Here is a 25,084-nt window from a genome sequence, read left to right as displayed (position 1 = left end):
CGCGCGATCGTGGATCAGCCCATCGCAGCCATCCGGAGCGTGCTGGAGCGCGAGCCGGATTTGTCGACGGCCGGCGCGCGGAGGGACTTCATCGGGAACGTCGTTAAGGCGATGGCGGACTGCAGCCCCGAATCGGTCGCGGTGTTCAAGGACCCCCAGATCCAGGCGATGGTGGGGGCGGAGATCTCCGCGTCCGGCATCACCAACGTGCTGGCGATCACGCTCGCGAGCGCGCTCTCGGGGACAGCCGATCCCGCGAAGATCCAGCCCGAGCACCTCGTGCGCGCCTCCGCGGCCGTGGCGGCGGGTCTCGCGGTCATCGATACGTGGCACCTCGCGTTCCCGGATACTGAGAAGTTCTCCCCGAGGCCGTCGAGTACATCGCAGGCACGGTCTCCGCGGTGCTTGAGCGCTGATCCGGGGTTACCCTGGAAGTGCGGAGTCAGCCGCACGGGAGGTTCAAATGAGCTGGTGGAGCTTCATCAAGGCCGTGTTCCACGGCGAACACAAACTGGCGCCCATGACGTGGTTCATGGCCGTCGTGACCGTCATCTACACGGTCTCGCCCATCGACCTCATCCCCGAGATCGTCCTTGGCCCGCTGGGCCTCGCGGACGATCTGGGCATGTGGGCGATCCTGTTCGGCCTTGCGGTCAAGGAGAAGAGCCGCTTCGAGGTGGCGGTCCACGGCGGCGAGTACGTCAAGGCGACGCGGCTTTCCTGAGACCCGTTGCGCCACGCGCAGTCGCGGCATGACACGCCGCGCGGTCGCTTGACTCGTGCGCCGTCGCTCTACATACTCGGTATACATAACCGGTATGCAATGGAGCAACGATGTCACTCAAGCACTCACTGCTCGCCCTTCTCGGCGAGGGCAACCGCTACGGCTACGAACTGCGCCAGCACTTCGAGGACCGGACGGGTGGCGCGTGGCCGCTCAACATTGGGCAGGTTTACACGACGCTCGATCGGCTCGTAAGGGATGGTCTCGTAACGCGCGACGACGACGCCGACTCGCGCCAGGTCCACTACACGCTGACCGACGCCGGTCGGGCGGCCGTCGACGCCTGGTGGGATTCGCCGAGTGGGCGGCAGGTTGCCGGCCGGGACGATGTCGCACTGAAGATCGCGCTCGCGGTTGACTCATCAACCGTCGACGTTGCGCGAGTGATCCAGACCGAGCGCGTGGAGGCGATGAGGTCGCTTCAGGACCTCAACCGCGCCGCCCGAGCGGCCCGCGACGGGGACCCCACCTGGGAGCTGATCTCCGATGCGCTCATCTTCCGAACCGAGGCCGAGATCCGCTGGCTCGACCACGCCGAGCAGCGCCTCGCGCTGCGGCGCGCCGGCCGCACGGGTCCTCGAGCTGCAGCGGTCGCGCAAGCGGAACCCGCACTGGAGGAGACCCGATGACCGTCCATCTTGCGCTGCATGAGGTCACGAAGGTCTACGGCTCCGGCAACACGGAGGTGAGGGCGCTCGACGACGTTTCCCTCCAGGTGGCGACGGGCGAGATGGTCGCGGTGATGGGCACGTCCGGATCGGGAAAGTCCACGCTGCTCTCCGTCGCAGGTGCGCTGCTGCAACCCACCGCCGGTGAGGTGTACCTGGACGGCGAGGACATCTCGGTGGCAACCGCCAAGACGAGAGCGCGGCTCCGCCGTGATGCGATCGGCTTTGTCTTTCAGGACTTCAACCTGGTGCCGTCGCTCACCGTGCTTGAGAACGTGGCCCTCCCCTTGACCTCGCCGGCGCTCCGCGAGCAACGGCGCGCTCGGAGGCGCGGCGCGCGCTCGCGGCCGTCAAACTTCGAGACCGCTCTTCATCGTTCCCCGACGAGCTGTCCGGCGGTCAGCGACAGCGCGTGGCCATCGCGCGGGCGATCGTTGGCCGACGCGAGCTGCTGCTCGCGGACGAGCCGACGGGTGCACTCGACTCGGTGACGGGCGACACGGTGCTTTCGACGCTGCGCGAGAGAGCCGACGAGGGGGCGGCCGTCGTGCTCGTCACTCACGACGCCAGGCATGCGGCCTGGGCGGATCGCGTGGTCTATCTCGCGGACGGTCGCATCGTGGACCAGGTGGCCGCGTCGTCCCCTGATGGGCTACTGGCGGGAACCGTCGGATGAGCCGGATCGCGGCGGCCTTTCGCCGTTCTGCGACCTCGCTTCGGATCGCTCGTCGGGACCTGCGCAGCCGGCCCGGCAACTTCGCGCTCGTGGTGTCGATGGTCGCGCTGCCGGTGGCAATTGTCATGGCGGTTGGCGTCGTCAACGCGAGCGGCCAGCCAACGCGCGCAGAGCTTGTAGCCTCCGAACTCGGCCAGAACGAGGCCTGGGTGACCGGCGTTGGCCCAAGTGGCTCCCAGGTGTTTCAGTCAGCGGAGGATCCCTCTCAGCTTTCGGTGGTCGGCGGCGACGATGAGGACACCGCGGATCCGACCACGCGCGACCCGCGGCCCCTGCTGCCAAGCGGAGCCCAGGTGACTCCCATCTCGAGGGTCACCGCCGTGGCCTCCAACGGGAGCGCCGCGGCCCGTGTACCGGTCACTCTGGGCCCGTTGTGGGGGCCGGAGTTTGAGGGCAAGGCGAGCACTCTCGAGGGCCACGCGCCCCACGCGAGCGACGAGGTCATGGTCTCGCCGGGCCTCGTCGAGCGGTTTGGGCTCAAGGTTGGCGACTCCCTCAGCGTTGGTGACGCTCAGGTGCACATTGTGGGGGTACTCGGAGCTGCGCGTGGTTGGGACGACGGTGCTGTGTTCGGCACAGCGGACCTTGACGTAGGGACCCCACCTGGGGGAGCAACGTGGTACGTGAAGGGGCCCGCGCTCACCGAGGACGACGTCAGCGCCCTTACCTCCGACGGCTTTGCCGTCTTTACGCGCGAAGGGGTGGCGGCTCCCACCCTCGAGGGCGCCAGTGGGGGATCGAGCGCGGCCGCAGGCATGATCCTTGGGGGTGGCCTTGGGCTCATCGAGGTGGTGCTGCTCGCCGGCGCCGCGTTCGCCGTGTCGATGCGCCGCCGCCAGCACACCCTCGCCCTGATCGCCGCAACGGGGGCCGAGCGCCGCGAACTCACTGGGATCGGCCTTGCCTCCGGTGCCTGGCACGGCCTCGGCGCGGGCGCGGTTGGCGTGCCACTGGGGATGCTTGCCGCGTGGGCGTTCATCGGCGCGCAGCTTCACTGGGGCGGTGCGGAGGGCCAAAGCGCGGTGTGGGGATACCACGTGGTGTGGTGGCACATGGCCGCTGCGGTGGGCTTCGGGGTCCTTGCGGCTCTGCTGGCCTCGTTCATCCCCGCCTTGACTTCGTCTGGCGTTGACGTCATCGCGGCGCTACGCGGCTCGCAACGCCCTCGCTCTCCCAAGGCGTGGCCGGGCTATGTTGGCGCGGCCCTCGTGGTCGCCAGTGCGGGGATGTTCGTCGTTGCCGCGCACCTCACCGATTCCGTGCTTGACCATCCGTCTGGAGAGGCTTCTTCTCCAGCGCGCCTCACCGCGACGGTAGCCCAGCTGACCGCCGTCGCCCTCGCGTTTGTCGGCGTCCTCATGGCGCTGCCAAGGCTGCTCGGGTGGATGGCGCGTGTGGGCAGTTGGCTTGGGCTTGGCGCGCGGATCGCCGCTCGTGACGCGGCAAGAAGTCCTGGGCGCACGGTGCCGGTGATCGCCGCGATCGCGGTGACCGTCACCCTCGGCGCCACCACGTACTTGACCGAGGCTCGTTACGAACAAGACTTTCAGAAGGACCTGGTGCATCAGGTGCCGCTTGGCGTCGGGCAAATCTACCTCGCGCAGTGGGGTGACTCGGACACCCCCACATACCTCGACCCCGCAGTCTTCGAGGCCGACCTCAGCAGGATCATTCCCGCGGCCACGTTTCACCCCATGAACATGTGGCAGAACCCGTGGGACGGCGCGCCGGGACCGTACTACGCGGTGACGGTTCCGCCGCAGAACGTTTGTCTGGAAAACCGTGCGAACGCTGACGGGACTGTTCCCAACCCCACAATGCGCCAGATCGCGGAGGACCCCAACTGCGCCGACCCTGTTGGCACCGACGTCACGCTCGTGGCGACCGGTGACGCCGCGCTGCTGGCCTTGCTACTCGGCCACGAGCCCTCGGAGGCGGCGCTGGATGCCCTCGACAGCGGCGGACTGGTCTCCTTCTTCCCCCAGCTCGTCGTGGATGGGAAGGCCTCCGTTGCCAACTGGGACGGCGGCATTACCCGTACCGACGGATTCACTCTGGATGCGGTGACCGAGGTGCCCACCGATCGCTCTTCGCTTGCGCTCGCGATGGTGTCGCCCGAGACCGCAGCGGCCCACGGCATCGTGACCGAGCCCAGCATGTTGCTGGTCACGAAGCCTGGAGGGCTCACGCAGGCCGACGGCGATGCGGCCAATGCCGTGCTTGTTGCCCATGACGTCAGCATGGTGGTGCAGTGGCCCTTCGGCGAGTACGCGGACGTCATCGCGGCTAGTTCGCTCATCGCCGTGGCCCTGATCGCTCTGTTCGCCACGGGCCTCGCCCTCGGCCTCGCACGGGCAGAGGCGCGCAGGGACGACTTCACGCTCGCATCGCTCGGGGCGTCGCCCGCGCTCGCCAAGCGCGTTTCTGGGTGGCAGGCCGCGCTTTCGGTCTTCCTGGCGCTGGTGATCGGTCTTGGCGTGGCGCTCGCGGAGGATTGGGCGCGCTCCCACGAGTACTACGGCGCTACGTTCGCGCCGCCGTGGTGGCAATTGGGCGTGGCGCTCTTGGCCCTTCCGGCCCTGGTTGGCGTCGCGTGCGGGATCTTCACGCGCGCCCCAAAGGCTCTCCACTACCGACTCGCCGCCTAGTCCCGCGGGTCGTACGCCGCCCCGCGCTTGAGCAGCTCGGCGAGCAGCTTCCGCGAGCGCCCCGCCTGAGCGTGATACGCGGTCTGCGCCGCACGGCGGTCCCGGGGCGTTGGCCCAGGGCGCGGATCCGGATGATCCCCATGTCCGGGACGTCGAGTTCAACGCCATTGTGTGGTGGAGCGAAGCGCCGCTTTCGCGTGCGCACGGTCAGTTCGTTGATGGGGACGGCCCAGTCGTCGCCCTCGCGCGGAACCCATCGCAGCCTGTCGTCGAGTTCCACGAAGCCAACACGCTGTGGGTCGTCCCGCTGCACGCCCATTCCGTGGTCGCCGAGGTCAAGCCTCGCCCACGTCTCCCAACGGCTCACCTTGTTATTCAACCGCAGGCCCGACGCTGCCGCCCGTTAGCCCCTTCGCCAGGCCTTGGGCGTCGTCAGGTTGACCAGCCGCACCAGGCGCCTCGCGGATGCGAGCGACACCTTGCCGCCAGACATCATCGTCATCCCGCGCACGGGAAGTTCCTCAAGCATCGTCGCGAACATTCCCGCCTGGGCATCGTCCGGGCTCGCGTCGGCGAGGCCAAACTCCTTCTCCACCTGCTTGTGCACGGCGGCGACGATGCGCCGGCCAACGGCGCTGAGCTTGAGATCGCCCAGCGTCGAGTCGAGCGTGAACGGCATCACGGGCCGCGGCACAGGCACGGCGCGCCCGAGCATCGCCGCGAACTCCGCGTCGGTGGCCACGAATCCCACGGGACCCGGAGCGGGCGAGACCACGTCGTCGCTCGCCACCCTGACTGACTTGCGCGCACGGATATCGACCGACGACGAACCCACGAGGAGCTCAAAGTCGCCCGCCTCCACGAGCCAGTCGTGCCGCGGCACGTCCCACACCGCGAACGCGCGGCGGTCCAGCCGGAACGTCACCTTCGTGGACGCGCCCGGTTCCAGGCGCACCTTCGCGAACGCCCTCAGCTCCTTGGCGGGCCGGTAGACCGTGGACTCGACGTCGCGCACGTACAGCTGGGCCACCTCGGACCCCGCCCGGGTCCCCGCATTCGTGACGGTCACCGTCACGGCGTATCCATCGCCCGCCTTGCGCGCGGTGAGGTCGCCGTAGGAGAACGTCGTGTATCCGAGCCCATGCCCGAAGGCGAACCTCGCGGGCACCCCCGCCGAATCATGGAAGCGGTATCCCACGTACAGCCCCTCGCGATACTCCACCTGGGTGGCACCCCCGGGGAAGTTGCGGTCCGCAGCCACATCCGCTTGCGCGAACGGGAACGACTCGGCGAGGCGCCCGCCCGGCTCCGCGATCCCGAGCAGCACATCGGCGATCGCGCCGCCGCCCGCCTGTCCTCCCAGGTACGCCTCGAGAATCGCGGCGGGCCGCTCCGCCCACGGCGTCACGAGCGCTCCGCCGTTGAGCAGCACCACCACGGTGCGCGGGTTGGCCTCCGTCACGGCCGCGATGAGCGCCTCGTGCCCTTCCGGCAGTCGCAGGGTGGAGCGGTCGAACCCCTCTGACTCGAGCGCGGCAGGCAGGCCAACGAGCAGCACAACGGTCTCGGCGCCCGACGCTGCCTCACGGGCCTCTTCGAGCGTCGCCGGGGTCGTGGCCCCGGTTCTGGCGTCATAGCCGGGCGCGTACGTCACCGCGGCACGGTCCGCGACACCCGCGCGGAACTCCGGAAGGAAGGCGTCGACCCGCGTGGGGGTGACGAGAGACGATCCGGCGCCCTGGTAGCGCGGGCTCTCGGCGAACGCGCCGATCACCGCAATGGTGCCCTCAGGCTCGAGTGGCAGGATCCCGTCGTTGGTGAGCAGCACCGAGCCCGCGGCCGCCGCCCGGCGGGCGAGGGCGTGGTGGGCGTCGAAGTCAACGGTGACCGCAGCGTCGGGCACCGCGTTGTCGAACTGCGCCGCGTTGTCGAACTGCACCGCGTTGTCGAACTGCACCGCGTTGTCGAACTGCGCAGTGGCGCGAAGTGCCAACTCGACAACGCGAGCGGCAGCCACGTCAACGTCGGCCAGGCTGAGCGAACCGGAACCGAGGGCCTCGCGGATCGCGTCGTCCCACGCGCCATTGGAGCCCGGCATCTCGAGATCGAGGCCCGCGTGGACGGCGACGGGCCGGTCGAAGGTGGCGCCCCAGTCGGTCATGGCGAGGCCGTCGAAGCCGAACTCGACGCGCAGGATGTCGGTCATGAGGGTGCGGCTCTCGCCAACGTGCTCGCCGTTGACGAGGTTGTAGGAGCTCATGACTGTCCACGGCTTGGACTCGCGGATGGCGATCTCGAAGCCGGCGAGGTAGATCTCGCGCAGGGTGCGCTCGTCGACGATCGTGTCGATCGTCATGCGGCGATGCTCCTGGTTGTTGGCCAGGTAGTGCTTGATCGAGGTGCCGACGCCCTGGGACTGCACGCCATTGACGAGCGCCGCCGCGAGGTGTCCGCTCAGGTGCGGGTCCTCGCTGAAGTACTCGAAGTTGCGGCCGCCGGCGCCGTGGCGCTTGATGTTGAGGCCGGGTCCGAGCAGGACGCCCACCTCCTGTGCGCGGCACTCGCGGCCGAGCGCCTCCCCAACCTCGCGGATCAGTTCGCCGTCCCATGACGAGCCGAGAGCCGCGGCGGTGGGGAAGCACGTGGCGGGAACGGACTTGGTGAGTTCGAAGGTGTCGCCCGTGTCGAGTTGCTTGCGCAGGCCGTGGGGCCCGTCCGTGAGCATGATCGAAGGCACGCCCGGCACGTCCTCGGTGAACCACAGGCCCTTGCCGGACAGGAGGCGGATCTTGTCATCGAGCGAGAGTCCGGCGACGAGCGCCAAGGCCTCTTCAGTGGTCTGGCGCATGGCTCCCTCAACGTCGTCGTGTCGGGGACGCCGCCCCCTTTAGGGGAAAAGAGAAGCGCGCGGGCGTTAAGGGGGGGGAATCAAACGCCCGCGCGCTATCTAACAATGTTAGATACTGTGATGCTAACTCGCAAGTAGGCTGTCCGCAACCTTGAAGAGGAGATGCCTTTGGCCGCCAGAATGGAGCGCGACGAACGTCGCGCACACATCCTCGCGATCGCCATGGACATCATCGACGAGCGGGGCCACCAGGGCCTCACGATGCGCGGCCTCGCCCGCGAGTGCGGCCTGTCCGCACCAGGCCTGATGCACTACTTTCCGGACATGGCGACGCTCGTCGTGGCCGTTGTGCAGTTCCGCGAGGCGCGCGACGAGGCGCTCTACGAGGGCGCTGTGCCGGGGCCAGGCACCACCCGCGCGGTGCTCGACGCCGCGATGAAGAACATCGTCGCGAGACCCAAGGCGGCCGAGCTGTTCGCCATCGTCGAGGCCCAGGCGATCGACCCCCGCCACCCCGGCCACGAGTACTTCCGGGAGCGTTCGGACGGCATCGTCGCGCAGTTTGCGCCCATCGTGGGCGCCGAATTCGCGCACCCGGAGGAGCTCATCCGCCAGCTCATCGCCGTTGCCGACGGGCTGCAACTCAACTGGCTGCGGGACCCCGGGGCGTTCGACCTCCTGGAGCGCTGGCACGCGATCTCGGAGCCGCTGCTCACAGCGGCCGAGCGCTGCGACGACCGGCTCTGAGCTCTCTACATCTCCTCGTGCACGTTGGGGTCGCCGCCGAACAGGCGCCCATCCTCGCGTGCTAGGGCGGAGATCTCCGCGACCTCGGCGTCGCTGAGCTCGAACTCGACGACGTCGAGGTTCTCCGCCTGCCGCTCCGGGCGCCCGGACTTGGGCAGCGGAACCGCGCCCCGCTCGATGTGCCAGCGCAGGATCACCTGTGCCGGCGTCGCCTCGTGCCGCCTGGCCGCCTCGAGCACCGCGGGCTCGGCATACGGAGCGCTCGCCTTGCCGAGCGGGCTCCACGCCTCCGTGACGATGCCGAGCCGCTCGTGCTCGGCGAGCATCTGCGCCTGCGGGAAGTACGGGTGCAGCTCAATCTGGTTGATAGCAGGCGTGACGCCGCTGTCGTCGATGATCTCGGCGAGGTGCTCCGCAGTGAAGTTGGAGACGCCAACGGTCCGCACCACGCCCGCCTCGCGAAGCTCAACGAGCGCGCGCCACGCCTCCTTGAACTTCCCGACGCTGGGGTTGGGCCAGTGAATGAGCAGCACGTCAATGCGGTCCAGTCCCATCGTCGCTAGCGAGTCTCGGCCCGACGCTATGGCCGCCTCAAACTCGTGGTGCCGCCCTGGGATCTTGGTCTGCACCACGATCTCGTCGCGGTCGGTCCCCGTGTCCTTGAGCCAGTCGCGGATGGCCCGGCCCACCTCCTCCTCGTTGCCGTAGTTCACGGCCGAGTCGATGAGGCGATAGCCCGCGTCGAGCGCCGATCGCACCGCGAGATAGCCTTCCTCGCCGCGCAGCGGGTAGGTGCCGAAGCCGATCTCTGGCAGGGAGTGGCCGTCGTTGAGGATGATGCTTTCGGTCATTCCTCCACCCTATGCCGCCTCACTGGGACAGGCGCTGCGCGATCGCGTCGGACTCCTTGGTGATGGTCGCGTCGTCGACGCTCGAGTGGTCAAGCAGCAGTTGGGTCAGCGCGTTCAGCGAGTCTGTGGCATCACCCGACGCTATGAGCCGCTCCCGCAGTTCCGTCACCTTGGTCTCGTAGAGCGCCTTGAAATCGGCGTTCGCGAGGAAGCGCTCGGACAGGATGTTGCCTCCGCGGCCGCCGCCTGGCCGCTGGCCGCCGCCGTTGCCAGCGCCGCCCTGGCGCGGTCCGCCGCCCCCGTCACCAGCGTCGGGCCTACCACCGCCCATGCCGTTCACTCCACCGAGCGCCAGATTGAGGTCCCAGTTGACCACAGTCATCATCTGGGAAGCGGAGTCAAAGTAGAGGTACGAGTTGTTGCCGGGACCGTCGATGTCGTCGTTGTTGCCCACGAGGTCCTGGAACGCGAGGTAGGTGGCGAACGCGTCAACGTCCAGGTGGTCGCCGAGCTCCGCGGCGAAGGTCGCATCGTCGGAGTCATTGATGAAGTTCAGGAAGTCCGCGAGCGGAGCGATGTCGTCATCTCCTGCCTCCTGGTCGAACACGTCCGCGTAGTCCTCCGCGGCATCCCCGCGATACGCGTAGTCGCCGCCGGCCTCCGCCTTGTGCAGGTAGCCGTCTCCAAGGGCGCGGTCCATGAACTCGTCCGAGGGGTTCTCCACGATGAGCCGCAGCTGCTCCTCCGATCCGTTCACCGAGACCTCGGCGTAGGCGTACTCCTCGCTCGCGAGCCCGGTCTGGGCCAATATCGCGAGGGCAACCGCCTCGTTGAGGCTCGTCTGAGACGTGTTGCCGCGGACAACGAACTCGGTGGAGCCATCGAGCGACTGCCCGTCCACGTACTTGTCCAGCCGGATGAGCCACGGCAGGGTGGCGGGATCGGAAGATGTGCTCACACTTCGCAAGGACGAGTTGCCTTTTAGCTTGATCCCCACGTTCTGGAACGTCTGCCCGTCGATCACCACGGTCGCGGAGATCCACTCCTTGTCGCCCGTGCTCGTGTACGCCTTGAGCATCGCGGCCAGGTCCTGCTCGTCCACCGTCAAAGCGAAGTCGTGCACCTCGGAATCGCTCCACACGCCCGACGCTGTGGTGACCTCTCCCGGAGAAGCCGCCACAGCGTCGGGCGCCGCCGAACACGCGGAGAGCGTGAGTGCGCCAACCGCGAGGAGCGCGGCGAGCGCAAGCCGGTAAGCCATTCGCCCACTGTGCCAGTCATTTCTGGGAGGCAGTTGTGAGTTCGCTGGCCACTAGCCTTGAGTGCATGACGGTGGCGTTCGTGCTCGGCGGCGGTGGAGTGCGCGGCGCCGTCGAGGTGGGGATGCTGCGAGCGCTGTTCGAGGCCGGTATCTCCCCGGACCTGGTGGTGGGCACGTCGATCGGCGCGATCAACGGCGCCGCGGTCGCGTTCGACCCCACGCCGTCCGTGGTGGACACGCTCGTCGACGCGTGGGCGTCCCCAACCGCCAACGCGGTCTACGGGGACACGTGGGCGCGGCAGATGCAGCGCCTCGCGCGCTCGCGGACCCACCTGAACGACCCAGCGCCGCTGCGCGCGCTGCTCGCGTCGATCATCGGCAAGGACACGCAGTTCGGTGACCTGGCCGTGCCGCTCGCGGTGTGCGCCTCGAGCATTGAGCGTGCGGCGGAGAAGTGGTTCGACTCCGGTCCGGTCATCGACGCGGTGCTCGCCTCGGCGTCGGTTCCCGCCGCTCTGCCGCCAACCCTGATCGACGGTGAGCACTATGTGGACGGCGGCATCGTCAACTCGATCCCGCTTGGCGAGGCGATCGCTCGTGGGGCAACCACCGTCTACGTGCTGCAGGTGGGCCGCGTCGAGGTGCCGCTCGCGGTGCCGACAAAGCCGTCCGAGGTTGCGCGCGTTGCGTTCGAGATCGCTCGTCGCCACCGCTTCGCCCGCGACATGGCGGCCGTCCCGGAGCACGTGGCCGTCCACGTGCTCCCATACGGCGGCTCGCATCCGGGGGACGACAAACTCACGGCGTACCGCAATCTGGACGCCACCCACCGCCGCATCCAGGCGGCGTTCGAGTCCAGCAGTGCCTACCTCAAGGAGCACGCCTGATGTCTCACGTATGGACCTTGCCACCCCTGTGGGTGAGGCGCGTTGTGCTCGCTCCGTTGCTCGTTGTGCTCGCGTTCGTGTGGATGCCCATCGCGCTGTGGCTCGGGATCTTCGCGGCCGGTGTTGTGGCGTGGGCGTTCCCCGGCAAGCTGCGCGTCTTCCGCGTGATCTTCATGGTGGGCCTGTACCTGCTGTGGGACGCGGTGGCGCTCGTGTGGATGTTCGTCCTATGGGTGATCTCCGGTTTTGGCTGGGCCATCCATCGCGACTGGTTCCAGCGGCGCCACTTCGAGCTCATGGGCGCGATGTTGCGGTCGCTGTTCTGGGCGGCGCGCTGGCTGCTTCGCCTCGACGTGGTGATCGACGACTCCGAGCTCAGTCCTGCTGGGCCGACCGTGTCCACGATTGTGGTGAGCCGCCACGGCGGGCCAGCGGACTCGTTCATCATCGTGAACACGCTGCTCAACCGCTTCAACCGCGAGCCCGCGATCGTCATGAAGGACACCCTGCAGTGGGATCCGGCGATCGATGTGCTCCTCAACCGGGTGCCCACGAGCTTCGTCACCACCGGGCGCCGACGCAGGGGACCGGGCGGCGCGGCGGCGATCGGCGGCCTGGCCTCCGGTCTCAAGGGCAACGACACCCTGCTCATCTTCCCCGAGGGTGGCAACGTCACGCCCCGGAGGCGCTCGCGTCGAATCGAGCAGCTGCGGGCCAAAGGCCAGGACCAGCTGGCGCAGCGGTCCGAGGCGATGGAGCACGTGATGGCGCCGCACGCCGGCGGGCTGCTCACCGCGATGGAGCGTGCTCCCCAGGCGCGCGTGGTGATGATGGCTCACACCGGGCTGGACCAGCTGGAGACGGTTGGCGACATCTGGGAGGCGCTGCCTGTGGACAAGCGCATCGTCCTCAAGATGTGGACGGTCGCGGCGGACACGATCCCGGACGGGACCGACCAGCGCGAGGTTTGGCTGTTCGACTGGTGGGAGAAGATCGACCGCTGGATCGCCGAGAACCGGGCTGCAGCGTCGGACTGAGCAGCGTCGGACTGAAAGCCCGCGCGCTGGCGCCCTGGGAGTGCATCAGGTCCGCGCGCGAAACTCAGCTGCCAATGAGAGTGCGAGTCCTTCCCAAGCCGGAACTCAACTGCCAGTGAGAGTGCGAGTTCTTCCCAAGAGTCGGACCGTACGCGCGGGTCAGGAGAACAGCGCGCTCACCGATTCGCCGGAGTGAATGCGCCGCACGGCCTCCGCGAAGGCGGGGGCCGCGCTCAGCACCGTGAGCTTGGGGTGCTGGAAGTACAGGGTGTGCGGCACGGTGTCCGTGGTGACGATCTCGCTCACGCGCGGGTCGTTGCCGATGCGCTCGAGGGCGCCGTTGCTGAAGATGCCGTGCGTGCAGGCGATGGAGATGCGGCGGGCGCCGTGCTCCTGCAGCTTGTCGAGGATGGCCTGGATGGTGGTGCCGTTCGCAATTTCGTCGTCGAGGACGATCACGTCGCGGCCGTCCACGTCGCCGATGAGGTGAGAGATCGTGACGCGATCGCCCAGGAAGCGCTCCTTGGCCCCGGCTGCGACGGGCGTGCCGAGGATGCGCGCGAACTTGGACGCGGACTTCGCGTTGCCGAGGTCCGGGGAGACCACCGTGGTGTTGGTGAGGTCGTAGACGCGGAAGTGGCTCGCGAGCTCCTCGAGCGCGTGCAACTGGTCGGTCGGGATGCGGAAGAACGCGTGCACCTGGGGCGCGTGGAGGGTCATCGTGAGCACCCGGTTGGCGCCCGCGGTGACCAGCATGTCCGCCATGAGACGGCCGCCGATGGAGATGCGCGGATGGTCCTTCTTGTCGCTGCGCGCGTAGGCGAAGTGCGGCATGACGGCGGTGACGCGCCTGGCAGATGCCCCGCGCGCGGCGTCGATCATGAGCAGCAGCTCCACGAGGTTCTCTTGCGTCGGCGCCACGATGGGCTGCACCAGGAACACGTCGCGCTCGCGGACGTTCTCCATGAGCTGCACCTCGAGGCAGTCGTTGGCGAAGCGGTGCAGTTCGGACTCGCTGAGGGGCACGTCGAGCGCGGCGCACATCGCTTCCGCGAATTGCTTGCCACCGGTGCCAGCGAAGACGCGGATCGACTCCATGGTGTGAATCCTAACGGCGTGCGGAATGCCGCGTCGGGCGCGCGCGTTCTCACTTGACATGTCAAACATCACCGTCATCGGCGGCAACGGGTACACCGGCGCCGCAGTGGTCTCCGAGGCTCTCGCCCGTGGCCACCATGTCACCGTCGTTTCCCGCTCTCAGCCCGACGCTTCGCTCGCCGAGGTCACCTACGTCACCGGTTCTGCGCTTGAGGGCTCGGTGCTTGACCGGGCGCTTGACGGCGCCGATGCGGTGGTTTCGGCGATCACCTCTCGCGGCGAGGCGGCTCAGGCCGCCCCGTCCGTTGCGGCCGCGCTGGTTGAGCGCGCCGCCGGCGCGGGCACGCGCATCGTGTACGTAGGCGGGTTCTCCTCGTTGCGTCCCGCCGCCGGCGCTCCGCGCTTCATCGAGGGCGACGTCCCAGCCCAATACCTCGCTGAGGCAACCGCGGGCCACCAGGCCCTCGAGACGTTCCTCGCCGCGCCCGAGGGCGTGGACTGGGTGTTCGTGAGCCCGCCGGCTCACTACGGCTCGTGGGTTCCCGGCGAGTCCACCGGCACCTACCGGGTGAGCGACGACGTGGCGATCCTCGACGAGAACGGCGACTCCACGATCACCGCAGCAGACCTCGCGCTCTTGGTCCTCGACCTCATCGAGACCGGTGGTCACGGCCGCGAGCACATCTCTGTAGCCTCATAGGATGACGTCCTCCGCACCCGAACCCGCCCCCGGCCGCCGCGGCGGCCCGCCCAAGTCGGCCGAAGTCCTGAGCGCCGAGCGCCTCTCGCCCAACATGGTGCGGATCGTGTTCGGCGGCCCTGAGGTCGCAGAGCTCGACCCCGACGAGGTCTTCGCTGACGGCTACGTGAAGCTGCTCTTCGCTGGCGCCATGCGCACCTACACGATCCGCGCGCTCGCGGACAGCGAGATGACCATCGACTTCGTCGTCCACGGCGACGAGGGTCTCGCGGGACCGTGGGCCGCGTCGGCGGCGCCGGGCGACACCATCGAGTTCCGCGGCCCCGGTGGTGAGTGGTCGCCACGCACAGGCGCCCACTGGCACCTCTTCATCGGTGACGAGAGCGCCTTGCCGGCCGTAGCGTCGGGCCTTGACCGCCTGCTGGCGGCAGATGCGAACGCAAGGGCCCTGGTATTTGCCGAGGTGGCGTCCGCCGAGGAGCACTACCCGCTCGCCGAGGGCCCGCACGTGCACGTGACGTGGGTGCATCGCGACGGCGACCCTTATGGCGCGAATCTGGTTGAGGCGGTGCTCGAGGCCGAGCTGCCACAGGGCGATCCCGAGGCGTTCGTGCACGGGAACGCGGACATGGTGCGGCCGCTGCGGCGCTACCTGCTGGGGGAGAGGGGTCTTCCGCGGGAGCAGCTGTCCGCGTCCGGCTACTGGCGCGTGGGGCTCACGGACGAGGGGTGGCGCGCGGTCAAGCGCGACTTCAACGAGGCGATGGAGCGGGACGCTGCGGTGTGACCTGCCCTTGCTCGTCTAGTCACCTCTAGACATCTTTGACTAGGTCGGTCTAGACTTAGGCGATGAAGCGCGCTGATCTGGAGAAGCGGATCAGGCAGATGGCGAGGGCCGCGGGAGCAGAGTGGGTTTACCTTGGGGGCTCGAGGCACGCGAAGTACAGGCTTGGCGGGGTGATGATCCTCATTCCTCGACATCGGGAAATCGGCGAGGCGCTCGCCGCGAAGATACTGAAGGACTGTGAACGCGCGCTCGCGAGAGAGGAGGGCCAATGACAACCGACAGCCTCGCTCCTTTTGAGGTGAGAGTGCGTCGCGACGGAAGGTTCTGGTACGTCGCCGTCCCCGCGGTCGATGGAGCCACCCAAGCGCGTTCGCTGACGGAGGTGGAGCCCATGGCTAGGGACCTCATCGCTGAAATCACGGGCCGCACTCCTTCCACGATCAGCGTGGACATTGACGTCGAGCTTCCCTCTGTTGTGGAGGCGCACCTCGAGGCGGCGATCCGCCTCCGCGAAGAGGAGGCAACGGCTCGCGCTCGCGCGGCCGAAGAATCCCGCGCAGCGGCGCGCGAACTGCGCGATAGCGGACTCACCGTGCGGGAGTTGGGAATCGCGCTCGGCATCTCATACCAGCGGGCGCAGCAACTCCTAACGTCGTAGGGAGGCCGCCCTAGCGCTAGCTCCCCGCGAGCTTGTCGCAGACGGGGTTGTCATCCTTCACCGAGCCGACGACGCCGCACAGGCTCGGGTCGATGATCACGGTGACCACGGGGGCCCGGCGCAGGGCCACGGGAACCACGAACTCCTCGACATCGGCGAGCAGCTGAGCGTCCTCCGGGTCTCCCTTGACACGGATCGTGAGGTCGTTGCCGGCGGTCGGTTCCACGCTGTAGACCAGGATCTTGTGGGCCGCTCCCACCGCCGCAATGCGGCGCTTGCTCTTCTTTGCCCAGTCCTCGGAGCCCGCATCCTTGGGCGTGACGCCGCCGTCGTAGGTCATCTCGAGCGGTGCGACGGTCGCCGGGAACGTGGGTTGCGGCACGTCGAGCGGCACCTCGTTCAGGAACCTCTGGACCGTGGCGCAGCCCGTCATGAGGAGGGCCGCCGCCATCAGGCCCGCGACCGAGCCGATCGCCTTGCGGGCCTTCATGAGCTTGTCACGCCCGGACTGGTTGGGGCCTCTTGGGCGGCTTTGCGGCGGGCGAGCGTTCTGAACGCGAGCCACATCAGGGCGTCCAGCACGGCCACGCCCGCAACGGCCAGCACCACCATGCGGTCCACGTCCACGAGCCACAGCATCAGCGCGGACAGCACCATCAGCACGGCCGCGAGCGCGAGCACGTCGGGGAACCTCGTGAAGCGGGTGATCAGTGGGGCTGCGTCGTTCATGGTCCTAAGTTAGCGCTACCGCTCACGGAGGCACCCGGTGCCCGACGGCGTGGCCGGGTTGCGGTGCCGGGTCGCCGCTTGCGGGGTGTTAGGCAGGAACTACAAGCCCAAGTAGATGCGAATCGCGTTGTCCACCTCGCGGGAGACGCGCTCCGGCACCCTCCCGATCCGCTCGACCAGTCGCGTGACGGAGACCGTCCGGATCTGCTCGGCTTGGGCCTTGGAATCCTTGGCCAAGCCGCCCGTGCCCCCTGGCACAAGCACCTGGAAGGGGTACACCTTCGAGACGCTCGACGTCACCGGCACCACGGTCACCGTGCCACCAGGGTGGCTTTGCGCCGCCGTGGACAGCGCGTCGCGACCCACAATGAGCGCGGGCCTGCGTTTCCCGACCTCGCTACCCACGCTGGGATCGAAGTCAACCCACCAGAGCTCGCCCCGGCTCACAGGCCGTCGCCCACGGTGGCGTCCCAGTCACGGATAAGTTCCTGCGTCGCTGGCTCGTCAAATGACGCCATGAGCTGCTCCGCGAGGCGTGCCTCGAGCGCGGTGCCGCGCATGTGGTCGATCGCGACGCGGATCGCTTCGGAGCGGCCCGCGGCGCCGCCCTCAGCGACGATCGCGTCGAGCACGGCGAGGTCTTGGTCCGTGAGGCTGATGCTGATCTTCGCGGTCATACTCAGATGCTACCGCGGTAGTACTGGGCAGGGAAGGGTTGCGGTGGAGCACCGCCACCGCGCCCGCGATGTCTGGCGCGGGTGGGACGATGTCTGCACAGGCGCTCTTGGTTGGAGGTGTGAAGTGCGCGGTGAAGCGACGGTTCTCCACGCCGACCTCGACGCGTTTTACGCCTCCGTAGAGCAGCGAGACTCGCCCAATCTGAGGGGGCGGCCCGTGATCGTAGGTGGCGGCGTCGTAGCCGCCGCGAGCTACGAAGCGAAGGCCCGCGGAGTCCGCACTGCGATGGGGGTGCAAAGAGCGCGCACCCTGTGTCCAGAAGCGATCGTCGTGCCACCGCGGATGGAGGCCTACTCCGCGGCGAGCCGCGCCGTGTTCGACATCTTCCACGACACCACCCCCTACGTTGAAGGCCTCTCCATCGATGAGGCGTTCCTCGAGGTCGGCGGCTTGCGCCGCCTCGCCGGAACTCCCGAGCAGATCGCCATGCGGCTTCGGGAGCGCGTGCGCGCTGAAGTCGGGCTCGCGATCTCGGTGGGCGTCGCGCGAACCAAGTTCCTTGCGAAGGTCGCCAGCGCGGTCAGCAAGCCTGACGGCCTCCTCGTCGTGGAGCCGGACCGCGAGGAGGCATTCCTGCACCCGCTCCCCGTTGAGCGGCTGTGGGGCGTCGGCGCCGTAACCGCAGAGAAACTGCACTCGCGAGGCATCCACACCGTCGGGCAGCTCGCCGAGCTTGAGAAGTCGGCCGCCGAGCAGCTGCTCGGCAAGGCCGCCGGCGCCCACGTGCACGCGTTGGCCCGGCTTCGCGACCCGCGGCCCGTCGAGGCCACGCAACGCCACGTATCCATCGGCTCGCAGCGTGCACTCGGCAGCCGTGGGCGCACGCTCGGGGAACTTGAGCTGATCCTCACCCAGATCGTGGACGGGCTCGCGAGGCGCCTGCGCGATCGCGGGTCGATGTGCAGCACCGTCGTCCTGCGGCTCCGCTACGGCGACTACGCGAAGGCGACGCGATCTCACACGCTCGGCGCCCCCAGTGACCGCACCGAGGTGCTGCTCGGCGTCGCGCAGCGGCTGCTCGATAGCGTGGAAGCGCAGATCGCGGACCGGGGTGTCACGCTCATCGGCGTCTCGTTTGCACAACTCGCCCGCGCTGCCACGACCCAGCCAGAACTGCCCATCGACTGGAACGATGGCGCGCGCCTGGATACCGCGCTCGACGCTGTGCGCGACCGGTTCGGCGCGGAATCGGTGACCCGCGCGGCGCTCATGGGACGCGACCCGGGCTGGTCAACGCCGCGGCTGCCGGAGCACGATTGAGTGGTGGTGAACGTGCATAACTCATCTACCGGGCCCCTTGCGTGGCATCTTCCTTGCCGAGTCCACCTAATTGTTCGGTTGAGTCCATTTATGGCCTACCGCCTCAATCAGCTTCCAATCCGCTTCGCTCAGCCGAGTCGGACTTGGCCCCGAGTTCGCAGGCGTGCCTCGGCCTGCAACTTGACCATCTCTGCGTGTAAGTCGATGCGCGCACCGGCGGCGAGGCTCAGCTCAACGGCCACCGCGTACGCCTGCTCCTCAATCTCGTCCTTTGCCCAGGGGCGCGCGCTGTGGGTCACCACCAAGTAGTAGCCCTCATCGTTCGGATCCCACGAGCCGCCAACACTGCGGCGAATCAGGGTGTTGCTTGCCAGGTCCGCAGCAGGCGGCTTCATCGCGGGTCGCTGTCGTCCACTTGGAAGCGTGCGCTTCTGGAGCGTTGGATCCTTGGCGATGGCCCTCGTGTCAGGCTGTGCCGCGTAGCGCGCGAGCACCTCTGCGAGTTCTAGGTTGCGCACGAAGTCAAACGACATCTCAGCCGTAAGGTAGTCGCGGCGAGAGCGGCGCACAGGGGGGGTCGAATGCGAGAGCGACCTCGAGACGCTGGTCGAACTTGCCGGTGGCGAATGCCTCGGGGACAGGCAGCCGGTGCACAACTGACGTGTTGCACGCGATGGTTCCCTCATATGTCACGATCACCTGGTGCGTGCCGCTCTCGAGGACGTGGGCGGCGACAGGTTCGCCGTATGCGCTGATGATCGCCGAACCTTGCACTTGTATGCCGCCGTCTTCGCCGGCAAGAGCGGTTAGTGCGCGGAGCAGGTTTGCGGACGCCGTTGGATACCGTGTGGCGATCGTGGCTACTTGGTTCGCGACGTAGGGCGTAGCCATGCTGGTGCCATCGTCGACGGTCAGGACGCGCCCGCCTGGGCTACCAGCGGGCGCAGTGGTCACCACCGACATGTTCGGGTCCGGCTGCGGGACCTTGCCGATGAACTTGTCCCACGAGACGTTCCCGCCGTGCGCAATGAACTCCGGCTTCATGCTGCCACCGCCTCGCCCGCGTCCCGGACCTGTACGTGTGAACGGCGAGGGACCTCCGGCGGGTGCGATGGCTACATGGGGTGAGGTGCCTGAAGCGGGTAGCGCAGGTACGTTGTAGGCCGCCCGAGAGCCCACGGTTAGTGCCAGTGCGGCACCGGCAGGATCAGCGATGCGGGCCTCCGCACGGTCGAGGTACTTCGGGTAGTCATTGAGCCAGTGGTGGGGGTCGACGGCGTGAACGTTGCCCGCAGACAGCACCACCACAACGTCCAGTTCTCGGACGAGGGCATCGATGATGGCCATGGATTCTCCGGGAGTGGGAGTGCTATCCGGAGCGTCATCGTTGATGGAGCAGGTGATGACCTTGACGCCTTCGCCGTGTAGCCAGCGGATTGCTCCCTCCAGCTGCTCGTGGAACAGTCCTGCAACGACGGCACGGCCTGGCGACGTTGGGTCGCGCTCCATGATCCGTGCGCTGTATATGGGCCGCGGAGTCGGCAGGGTCCCGTGCGTGACGAAGGCCCGAAGATCTCCGTACGCGGCAACTCCGGCGACGTGCGTGCCGTGCGCTGTGGGGACGCCAAAGGTGTGGGTGTCGGGCACTCCCGTGCGGGCTTGAACGATGCCATGGAGCAGAATGTTGTCGGTGACAAGGTCATCGATCACGCCGACGGGCAGTCCTGACGGGATGGGTGCAACGGCCGTGGTGCCCGCCTGGAGCAAGTTGCCTGCAGTGACTTCAGGGCGCAACGGTGGACGAACGCGCTCGACAAGGACGTGGTCCAGCAAGACGTCGAGTAGCGGCCTCGTGACGGCGACGCGAGCCATCGTGGAGTCTGGCCTCGGGTCCGCGGCGAGAGTGTGGACCGCCGCATCCTGCGCAGTGAACTCGGCGACGAGTTCGCGAATCTCGTTGAGGCGCGCGAGCGCGCTGTCTTCGCGATGTTTGCGGACGTTCAGCGTAGACGGCCAGATCAGAATGTCGACGATCTCGGTGCCCCTAAACTCCAAGTCGTTGAGTCGACTGTCGGCCCGATCGTCCCTGTCGTAGAGGCGCACGCCCGTGATGGCATCGAGTTGTTTCTGCCAAGACTTGGGGTTGGCCCAGTCGTCGGCGTTGCCACCGTACTCTTCCACGAGTCGTGCGAATACGCGTCGCGACTCGGCATCGGAAATGACCATGTAGGTGCTGTCCACCCCCTCAGCCACGGGAGTCATGTTCCACCTGCGGAATGGACCCGCTTCGAGCATGCCCGTGTCCGCAAACACGAGCACGAGGCGTGAATCTTCGAGTGCCTCTTCTTCCCCGTCAACGGTTGGAGGCGTCGTGGCTCCGGGGTACGGCAGACCGAGGCCGGCGAGCACACCCGCGAGAGCCTTCGCGCGTTCGACTCTGTCGACTTCGGTCCCACCAGGGGGTCCAGGATGTTTACGGCGCGTGTCGAGGCGTGAAGGCTCAGGAAGTCGCAGATGGTCTGCCATGACACGAGCGTAGAGGCCCGTTCGCCGGACAGCGCTAACCAGGGCCGACTACTTCCAGGGACGACCCAGTGTCCGCTCGACGGCGCGCTGCAGGTCTTCGTAGGTGGTGTCCTCGCGCCCGTGTAGCAAAGCGTTGCGGCGGGCTCCGTTGGCAGCGTGTTCAACGGCTGCGAAAGGCAGACCCTCAAGGCGTTGCGCCGCTGGCGCGAGGGTGACCGTATCGAACGATTGCTGCAAGAGTCGGCCAAGCAGTGTCGCTGTCTGGTTGGGTGCCGGCGGTGGAACCTCAAAGACCTCATCAAAGCGTCGCCATAGCGCGGAGTCGAGAATCGCAGGAGCGTTTGTGGCTGCGATGACCAGCGACCTTCCGCGGTACTCCTCGATGATTTGCAACGTCGCATTGACCACGCGGCGCAGTTCACCATGGTCAGACGGGTCGTCGCGTAGTTTGCCCAGTGAATCGAACTCGTCGAGGAGCACTACCGCCGGAGTACTAGCTGCAAAGTCGAAAAGGCTGCGCAGGTTCGACGCTGTCTCGCCGAGGTAACTCGACATGAGGCTGTCAACGCGGGCAACGAACAGAGGCCAACCCAGGTCGGCTGCTAACGCCTCCGCGATGGTCGACTTGCCGTTGCCTGGCGGACCGTAGAGCAGGACGCGTCTGCGCCGGGGGACGCCGGCGACATCGAGCAGCGGCCAAAGCGGTACCTCTGCGACGAGGGTCTCCAAGGCGGCGCGCAAATCATCTGCAAGGACTAGGTCATTCAGGCCCAGGACCTCCGGTTGGCGCGATTCGGCGAGGGCCACATTGCTGTCGCGGTCCCGAGGGGGTTCGACGTAGGTGGCAAGCGTCACTGGCACGGAGACCGAGGAGCTTCCACTCGCCAGTAGTTTGCGGAGGTCGCGGGCCAGCGCAGTGTGCTTCTTCGCCTCCTCCTCTTCGATGATTGCGCTCGCTGCACGGCGGAAGGCCAGATCATCGCGGTCGCGGTACGCGGCGATGAGGTCCTTGATGTGACGCCCGGCCATGCCTGCATAGTACATGCACTTGGACTATTTGTATAGCGCTAGAGTAATATGAATCCTATGGCCAGACGACCTCAGTCCGCGCGCGTGAGTGCAGAGGAGTCGGAGCGACTGGCTGACCGGCTCACCGAGTGGCGGACGCGCAGAGGCTGGACGCAGCAGGAACTCGCCGAGGAGGCCTCGCTCTCGATTGCGACCATTCGCGCCATTGAGACCCGTCGCGTACAGGACCCTGGCATCTTCACTCTGAGTCGACTGGTGAGCGCGCTGGGCGAGTCGTTGGATGGGCTCTTGTCGACTGCGACGTCCGACACAAATGAGTGAGCGACGGGGGCCGTGCTCTGGTGCCAGACAACGTGTCTGGTCGGGCCGACGACGTGGGCGCGCGCGTGATGCCGTTCGACACTGGAGACGCGGAGCACGGAAGTGAAGTGTGCCGATTGGGCCAGGCGAGGGTCTGTCGGTTTTTCTGTGTAAGTGGCATCGGCTAGTTGGTGGGGTAGAGCCTGTCGCCGTAGGTCAGCAGCAGGACGTCGAGGACTGTTTTCCAGTCTTTGATTTGACCGGTGGGGTTGCCGCGGTCTGATCTCGGGTTCTTCTCGCGCGCGAAGCATGCGAGGTCTAGGACCTTCAGTGCTGGCTGTTCGTCGGGGAAGTGGCCTCGGCGCGTGACTGCCGCTCGGAAGCGGGCGTTGAGGGACCCGATAGCGTTGGTGGTGTAGATCAGGTTGCGCACCTCCGGTGGAAAGTCCAGGAACGGCACGAACTGCTCCCACGAGGTCCGCCACAGTTTGATCATCGCCGGGTAGGTGTGCCCCCATTGCTCGTGGAGCTCGCCGAGTTCGTCCGCGGCAGCCTCGAGCGTGGGTGCGGTCTAGATGCGCCGCAACTGGGGCGTGATCTTCTGCCAATGTGACGTGGACGTGTAGCGAAGGCTCGCTCGCACGAGGTGCACTGCGCGCCCTGGACATGCCAGAGATGCGGTTCCGTGACATACGGCACACGTACGCAAGCCCCATGCTGTCCGTTGGCAGCGCGCCCTACGAGGTGAGCCGGTGGATGGGGCACGCCTCCCTCGTCACCACGGACACGATCTACTCACACCTCTACGTCACGAACTACGACAGCGACCGGGACGAAATCTCGAAGAGGTTGGCTGCGCAGCGCTAATCCGACGCGGCCGCAAGCGCCTGTGTGGTTGCGCACTCTACCCGGTCGTAGGCGCAACCAAGACACTAGAGTGTCGCCATGTTGCTACCCCGCACCGCCGTCGCCGCTGTCTTGCTCGTACTCCTATGTTCGGGCTGCTCCGCTAACCAAACTCCCGACATCGGGGCCGGTTGGCAGTGGACGGTCAATTCGGGAGCGGCGTACACGCTCGACGCGGAGACTGACTCGTTGACCGGCGAGCTTATCTTGACGGACGGCAACTCGGACACGGGCTTGGCGCTACCTTCGACCGCGGCATCTGCTGACGCGGCGGTGGCCTCTGCGCTCGATGATGCTCAAGCGGCCATGTGTTCGCGCTACGTCGAGCCGTATGGAGATGACCCGATTCAAGAACAGGGCTTTGAGATTCGCCAGATCATGTTTGCGACCATGCTTGCCGCACAGTCGTCGTATTTTTCTGACGAGTACAAGGCTGCATATCGTGAGACCGACGCATTTGTGGATAAGAACGGCCCGAGCCTAGACGGCGTTGAGTTTGACTCCGCCGAGTGGGACTCCGCGCTTGATGCGCGTACCGATCTTTGGAACTCCCACTGGGCGGACAAGCACAGCGGGGTTGCTGACGAGCGGAAGGCCCTCATCGACGAGTTCAAGGCAATCAGTCTGAGCGTCAACTCTTCCGAGACGGTGCGCGCCATACAAGAGATGTACATCAGCAAGTGTGATCTGACCGTTGCAGACGACTACGAGTTTCCCACGCCGAACGAGCTCGGAATCAAGGTCGACGCCGAGTACATCAAGAGCCTGACCTCGCCCGCTCCCTAGCCGGATAGTTGTTGCGACCGCGTCGGCGGCATCGCGACGCAATCTCCAAGGCCTACGCCCGGGCGCCCTACGCATGCGTTGCGACCGAGAAGCCGTCTTCCAGATCAGCGGCAAGAGCGCCGAGCGCTCTGGTGAGCGTAAGCGCGGCTTTCACGAATTCGTCTCGCAGCACGGCGTCCGGCGTCTCTCCATTCGCGGGCCTGGAGAGAGCCCACAGAGCAGAGCCGTTCACCCGAGTGCCCTTTCCGTCCCAGACGTGACCGGCCATGGTGTTGCGCACAATGCCGAGCCTCTCCCTCAGCCCGGTGTCGTCTCGCAAGGGCCGTAGCGCCACCTTGAAGTCATCGAGCGCGGCGGTGACCTTCGCGCCGTCAAAGTTCTTGGCGGTGACAGCATCGGGGTTGCGCAGAGACCGTTGGAGGCCGTTCGCGATTTTGCCCACGTCGGACTCTGTCTCAAAGACAAGAAGCGCGACGAACTTCTCCATTGTCAGGCGACTGTTTGGATGCCGAAGTAGAGCCGCGATGAGCGTCGTGATGTCGAAGTCGACCTGGAGGATGAAGAACTTTAGGTCCGCGAACCACCGCAAAGGCTCGTCTTCATGCCCCTGGAGCCGCTTGATGTTGTTTGCTGCGGCTTCGAGCAGCAGCCGCTCAGCTGCGATCTTGTGATCGGAGGATCGGAGTAACTCCTCGACACTGAGTTCGTCGGGGACGCCGTTCTTGGCGGGGTCGGTCATGCCCGCGAGACTACGCGCTGTGAGCGCTCGGACGGGTTTTGGACGGGATTTCCCTCAAACCACACCCGTGTAGCGACCACCATTCAGTGATCTACCAGGTGGGCCCCGTGGGGCTCGAACCCACGACCCGCGGATTAAAAGTCCGCTGCTCTACCAACTGAGCTAGAGGCCCGCGCTTCATCGTAGTCAGCCGCGCGCCCCGCCACGACCGCCCGCCACGTCACCGCCAGGCTCGCGCCCAGCAGCGCGCCGGCCGCGTTGAGGATCACGTCGTCAATGTCGCCAACGCGCCCAAGGCCCAGTTGGGTGAGCTCAATACCAACAGACAGCCCGACGCTGACAACAGTCGCGCTCACCACTC

Annotated in this window: 26 protein-coding genes, 1 tRNA gene and 2 pseudogenes; 14 read left to right on the top strand and 15 right to left on the bottom strand. The window is 67.0% G+C overall.

From position 1 onward, the window contains the following. Window positions 1-14: 14 nt before the first annotated feature. Entirely contained in the window at window positions 15-320 is a 306-nt protein-coding gene (locus NVV57_04375; GenBank protein ID MCR6711965.1) for a hypothetical protein, read from the bottom strand. 143 nt (window positions 321-463) lie between these two features. On the opposite strand from NVV57_04375, the gene NVV57_04370 reads away from it, so the two are divergent. The 4 genes and pseudogenes from NVV57_04370 to NVV57_04355 all read left to right on the top strand — a co-directional run bounded on the left by NVV57_04370 (window position 464) and on the right by NVV57_04355 (window position 4,836). After that, window positions 464-724, top strand: coding sequence for a YkvA family protein (locus NVV57_04370; protein ID MCR6711964.1), 261 nt, complete (start codon window positions 464-466; stop codon window positions 722-724). 110 nt (window positions 725-834) lie between these two features. Next, window positions 835-1,413 (top strand): PadR family transcriptional regulator, encoded by a 579-nt coding sequence (locus NVV57_04365; GenBank protein ID MCR6711963.1) that lies wholly within the window; start codon window positions 835-837, stop codon window positions 1,411-1,413. After that, window positions 1,410-2,128 (top strand): annotated as a pseudogene (locus NVV57_04360) (ABC transporter ATP-binding protein). The gene NVV57_04365 and the pseudogene NVV57_04360 overlap by 4 nt, the downstream one beginning before the upstream one ends. Further along, entirely contained in the window at window positions 2,125-4,836 is a 2,712-nt protein-coding gene (locus tag NVV57_04355; protein MCR6711962.1) for an ABC transporter permease, read from the top strand. Before NVV57_04360 ends, NVV57_04355 begins: the two are co-directional and overlap by 4 nt. A gap of 403 nt (window positions 4,837-5,239) precedes the next feature. Here NVV57_04355 and NVV57_04350 read toward each other — a convergent pair whose 3' ends face one another. Continuing rightward, complete coding sequence (locus NVV57_04350; protein ID MCR6711961.1) at window positions 5,240-7,684, bottom strand: glycoside hydrolase family 3 C-terminal domain-containing protein; 2,445 nt, start codon at window positions 7,682-7,684, stop codon at window positions 5,240-5,242. Between the two features lie 168 nt (window positions 7,685-7,852). Between NVV57_04350 and NVV57_04345 the strand changes: the two genes are divergently transcribed. Then, complete coding sequence (locus NVV57_04345; protein MCR6711960.1) at window positions 7,853-8,431, top strand: TetR/AcrR family transcriptional regulator; 579 nt, start codon at window positions 7,853-7,855, stop codon at window positions 8,429-8,431. 5 nt (window positions 8,432-8,436) lie between these two features. On the opposite strand, the gene NVV57_04340 is transcribed toward NVV57_04345, so the two are convergent. Then, entirely contained in the window at window positions 8,437-9,282 is an 846-nt protein-coding gene (locus NVV57_04340; GenBank protein MCR6711959.1) for an aldo/keto reductase, read from the bottom strand. 19 nt (window positions 9,283-9,301) lie between these two features. Next, window positions 9,302-10,543 carry a CotH kinase family protein gene (locus NVV57_04335; protein ID MCR6711958.1) on the bottom strand — a complete coding sequence of 414 codons (1,242 nt, stop codon included), beginning with the start codon at window positions 10,541-10,543 and terminating at the stop codon, window positions 9,302-9,304. A 65-nt stretch (window positions 10,544-10,608) separates the two neighbouring features. Here NVV57_04335 and NVV57_04330 point away from each other — a divergent pair, with 65 nt between their 5' ends. Then, a complete protein-coding gene (locus NVV57_04330) occupies window positions 10,609-11,430 on the top strand; it encodes a patatin-like phospholipase family protein (protein MCR6711957.1) in 822 nt (273 codons plus the stop codon). After that, complete coding sequence (locus NVV57_04325; protein MCR6711956.1) at window positions 11,430-12,467, top strand: 1-acyl-sn-glycerol-3-phosphate acyltransferase; 1,038 nt, start codon at window positions 11,430-11,432, stop codon at window positions 12,465-12,467. Before NVV57_04330 ends, NVV57_04325 begins: the two co-directional genes overlap by 1 nt. A 159-nt stretch (window positions 12,468-12,626) precedes the next feature. On the opposite strand, the gene NVV57_04320 is transcribed toward NVV57_04325, so the two are convergent. Beyond that, window positions 12,627-13,565: a ribose-phosphate pyrophosphokinase gene (locus tag NVV57_04320; GenBank protein MCR6711955.1), complete on the bottom strand. Its 939-nt coding sequence runs from the start codon at window positions 13,563-13,565 to the stop codon at window positions 12,627-12,629. Window positions 13,566-13,623: 58 nt separating this feature from the next. Between NVV57_04320 and NVV57_04315 the strand changes: the two genes are divergently transcribed. From NVV57_04315 to NVV57_04300, 4 genes are all read left to right on the top strand, one after another. Then, window positions 13,624-14,265, top strand: a complete 642-nt coding sequence (locus NVV57_04315) for an NAD(P)H-binding protein (GenBank protein ID MCR6711954.1) — start codon at window positions 13,624-13,626, stop codon at window positions 14,263-14,265. A gap of 1 nt (window position 14,266) precedes the next feature. Then, complete coding sequence (locus NVV57_04310; protein ID MCR6711953.1) at window positions 14,267-15,052, top strand: siderophore-interacting protein; 786 nt, start codon at window positions 14,267-14,269, stop codon at window positions 15,050-15,052. A gap of 62 nt (window positions 15,053-15,114) precedes the next feature. Then, complete coding sequence (locus NVV57_04305; protein ID MCR6711952.1) at window positions 15,115-15,324, top strand: hypothetical protein; 210 nt, start codon at window positions 15,115-15,117, stop codon at window positions 15,322-15,324. Next, window positions 15,321-15,710 (top strand): hypothetical protein, encoded by a 390-nt coding sequence (locus tag NVV57_04300; protein MCR6711951.1) that lies wholly within the window; start codon window positions 15,321-15,323, stop codon window positions 15,708-15,710. Before NVV57_04305 ends, NVV57_04300 begins: the two co-directional genes overlap by 4 nt. Before the next feature lie 16 nt (window positions 15,711-15,726). Here the strand turns inward: NVV57_04300 and NVV57_04295 are convergent, their stop codons facing one another. From NVV57_04295 to NVV57_04280, 4 genes are all read right to left on the bottom strand, one after another. Then, window positions 15,727-16,200: a hypothetical protein gene (locus tag NVV57_04295; GenBank protein ID MCR6711950.1), complete on the bottom strand. Its 474-nt coding sequence runs from the start codon at window positions 16,198-16,200 to the stop codon at window positions 15,727-15,729. Then, on the bottom strand, window positions 16,197-16,439 hold the full coding sequence (locus NVV57_04290; GenBank protein ID MCR6711949.1) for a hypothetical protein: 243 nt from the start codon (window positions 16,437-16,439) through the stop codon (window positions 16,197-16,199). The genes NVV57_04295 and NVV57_04290 overlap by 4 nt, the downstream gene beginning before the upstream one ends. 99 nt (window positions 16,440-16,538) lie before the next feature. Next, a complete protein-coding gene (locus NVV57_04285) occupies window positions 16,539-16,886 on the bottom strand; it encodes a type II toxin-antitoxin system PemK/MazF family toxin (protein ID MCR6711948.1) in 348 nt (115 codons plus the stop codon). Then, entirely contained in the window at window positions 16,883-17,116 is a 234-nt protein-coding gene (locus NVV57_04280) for a ribbon-helix-helix domain-containing protein (GenBank protein MCR6711947.1), read from the bottom strand. The genes NVV57_04285 and NVV57_04280 overlap by 4 nt, the downstream gene beginning before the upstream one ends. 124 nt (window positions 17,117-17,240) lie before the next feature. On the opposite strand from NVV57_04280, the gene dinB reads away from it, so the two are divergent. Further along, window positions 17,241-18,437: a DNA polymerase IV gene (gene dinB / locus NVV57_04275; GenBank protein MCR6711946.1), complete on the top strand. Its 1,197-nt coding sequence runs from the start codon at window positions 17,241-17,243 to the stop codon at window positions 18,435-18,437. A 128-nt stretch (window positions 18,438-18,565) separates the two neighbouring features. Here the strand turns inward: dinB and NVV57_04270 are convergent, their stop codons facing one another. The 4 genes and pseudogenes from NVV57_04270 to NVV57_04255 all read right to left on the bottom strand — a co-directional run bounded on the left by NVV57_04270 (window position 18,566) and on the right by NVV57_04255 (window position 22,845). Then, window positions 18,566-18,970, bottom strand: coding sequence for a hypothetical protein (locus NVV57_04270; GenBank protein ID MCR6711945.1), 405 nt, complete (start codon window positions 18,968-18,970; stop codon window positions 18,566-18,568). 1 nt (window position 18,971) lies between these two features. Continuing rightward, the gene (locus NVV57_04265; protein ID MCR6711944.1) at window positions 18,972-20,963 is read right to left on the bottom strand and encodes a S8 family serine peptidase; all 1,992 of its coding nucleotides are present in this window, start codon (window positions 20,961-20,963) and stop codon (window positions 18,972-18,974) included. 48 nt (window positions 20,964-21,011) lie between these two features. Next, window positions 21,012-21,992 carry an ATP-binding protein gene (locus tag NVV57_04260; GenBank protein MCR6711943.1) on the bottom strand — a complete coding sequence of 327 codons (981 nt, stop codon included), beginning with the start codon at window positions 21,990-21,992 and terminating at the stop codon, window positions 21,012-21,014. Window positions 21,993-22,605: 613 nt separating this feature from the next. Then, a pseudogene (locus NVV57_04255) lies at window positions 22,606-22,845 on the bottom strand (transposase). A 122-nt stretch (window positions 22,846-22,967) separates the two neighbouring features. Between NVV57_04255 and NVV57_04250 the strand changes: the two are divergent. Together NVV57_04250 and NVV57_04245 are read left to right on the top strand one after the other, a co-directional pair. After that, window positions 22,968-23,159, top strand: coding sequence for a hypothetical protein (locus NVV57_04250; protein ID MCR6711942.1), 192 nt, complete (start codon window positions 22,968-22,970; stop codon window positions 23,157-23,159). A 78-nt stretch (window positions 23,160-23,237) separates the two neighbouring features. Next, a complete protein-coding gene (locus tag NVV57_04245; protein ID MCR6711941.1) occupies window positions 23,238-23,984 on the top strand; it encodes a hypothetical protein in 747 nt (248 codons plus the stop codon). A gap of 67 nt (window positions 23,985-24,051) precedes the next feature. Here the strand turns inward: NVV57_04245 and NVV57_04240 are convergent, their stop codons facing one another. After that, complete coding sequence (locus tag NVV57_04240) at window positions 24,052-24,723, bottom strand: hypothetical protein (protein ID MCR6711940.1); 672 nt, start codon at window positions 24,721-24,723, stop codon at window positions 24,052-24,054. Between the two features lie 99 nt (window positions 24,724-24,822). Then, window positions 24,823-24,895: transfer RNA gene (locus NVV57_04235), tRNA-Lys, on the bottom strand. Window positions 24,896-25,084: the final 189 nt, after the last annotated feature.

This window comes from Demequina sp. (assembly GCA_024707205.1).
In the GTDB taxonomy this organism is placed as follows: domain Bacteria; phylum Actinomycetota; class Actinomycetes; order Actinomycetales; family Demequinaceae; genus Demequina.
This window is presented reverse-complemented; position numbering and strand designations above follow the sequence as displayed.

Excerpts from the sequence above, each read along its gene's own strand:
- NVV57_04375 (MCR6711965.1), bottom strand. The coding sequence starts at position 320 with ATGACCGCGAGACCCGCCGCCACGGCCGCGGAGGCGCGCACGAGGTGC.
- NVV57_04370 (MCR6711964.1), top strand. The coding sequence starts at position 464 with ATGAGCTGGTGGAGCTTCATCAAGGCCGTGTTCCACGGCGAACACAAA.
- NVV57_04365 (MCR6711963.1), top strand. The coding sequence starts at position 835 with ATGTCACTCAAGCACTCACTGCTCGCCCTTCTCGGCGAGGGCAACCGC.
- NVV57_04355 (MCR6711962.1), top strand. The coding sequence starts at position 2,125 with ATGAGCCGGATCGCGGCGGCCTTTCGCCGTTCTGCGACCTCGCTTCGG.
- NVV57_04350 (MCR6711961.1), bottom strand. The coding sequence starts at position 7,684 with ATGCGCCAGACCACTGAAGAGGCCTTGGCGCTCGTCGCCGGACTCTCG.
- NVV57_04340 (MCR6711959.1), bottom strand. The coding sequence starts at position 9,282 with ATGACCGAAAGCATCATCCTCAACGACGGCCACTCCCTGCCAGAGATC.
- NVV57_04335 (MCR6711958.1), bottom strand. The coding sequence starts at position 10,543 with ATGGCTTACCGGCTTGCGCTCGCCGCGCTCCTCGCGGTTGGCGCACTC.
- NVV57_04330 (MCR6711957.1), top strand. The coding sequence starts at position 10,609 with ATGACGGTGGCGTTCGTGCTCGGCGGCGGTGGAGTGCGCGGCGCCGTC.
- NVV57_04325 (MCR6711956.1), top strand. The coding sequence starts at position 11,430 with ATGTCTCACGTATGGACCTTGCCACCCCTGTGGGTGAGGCGCGTTGTG.
- NVV57_04320 (MCR6711955.1), bottom strand. The coding sequence starts at position 13,565 with ATGGAGTCGATCCGCGTCTTCGCTGGCACCGGTGGCAAGCAATTCGCG.
- NVV57_04315 (MCR6711954.1), top strand. The coding sequence starts at position 13,624 with ATGTCAAACATCACCGTCATCGGCGGCAACGGGTACACCGGCGCCGCA.
- NVV57_04310 (MCR6711953.1), top strand. The coding sequence starts at position 14,267 with ATGACGTCCTCCGCACCCGAACCCGCCCCCGGCCGCCGCGGCGGCCCG.
- NVV57_04305 (MCR6711952.1), top strand. The coding sequence starts at position 15,115 with ATGAAGCGCGCTGATCTGGAGAAGCGGATCAGGCAGATGGCGAGGGCC.
- NVV57_04300 (MCR6711951.1), top strand. The coding sequence starts at position 15,321 with ATGACAACCGACAGCCTCGCTCCTTTTGAGGTGAGAGTGCGTCGCGAC.
- NVV57_04295 (MCR6711950.1), bottom strand. The coding sequence starts at position 16,200 with ATGAAGGCCCGCAAGGCGATCGGCTCGGTCGCGGGCCTGATGGCGGCG.
- NVV57_04290 (MCR6711949.1), bottom strand. The coding sequence starts at position 16,439 with ATGAACGACGCAGCCCCACTGATCACCCGCTTCACGAGGTTCCCCGAC.
- NVV57_04280 (MCR6711947.1), bottom strand. The coding sequence starts at position 17,116 with ATGACCGCGAAGATCAGCATCAGCCTCACGGACCAAGACCTCGCCGTG.
- NVV57_04270 (MCR6711945.1), bottom strand. The coding sequence starts at position 18,970 with ATGTCGTTTGACTTCGTGCGCAACCTAGAACTCGCAGAGGTGCTCGCG.
- NVV57_04265 (MCR6711944.1), bottom strand. The coding sequence starts at position 20,963 with ATGGCAGACCATCTGCGACTTCCTGAGCCTTCACGCCTCGACACGCGC.
- NVV57_04260 (MCR6711943.1), bottom strand. The coding sequence starts at position 21,992 with ATGGCCGGGCGTCACATCAAGGACCTCATCGCCGCGTACCGCGACCGC.
- NVV57_04250 (MCR6711942.1), top strand. The coding sequence starts at position 22,968 with ATGCGGTTCCGTGACATACGGCACACGTACGCAAGCCCCATGCTGTCC.
- NVV57_04245 (MCR6711941.1), top strand. The coding sequence starts at position 23,238 with ATGTTGCTACCCCGCACCGCCGTCGCCGCTGTCTTGCTCGTACTCCTA.
- NVV57_04240 (MCR6711940.1), bottom strand. The coding sequence starts at position 24,723 with ATGACCGACCCCGCCAAGAACGGCGTCCCCGACGAACTCAGTGTCGAG.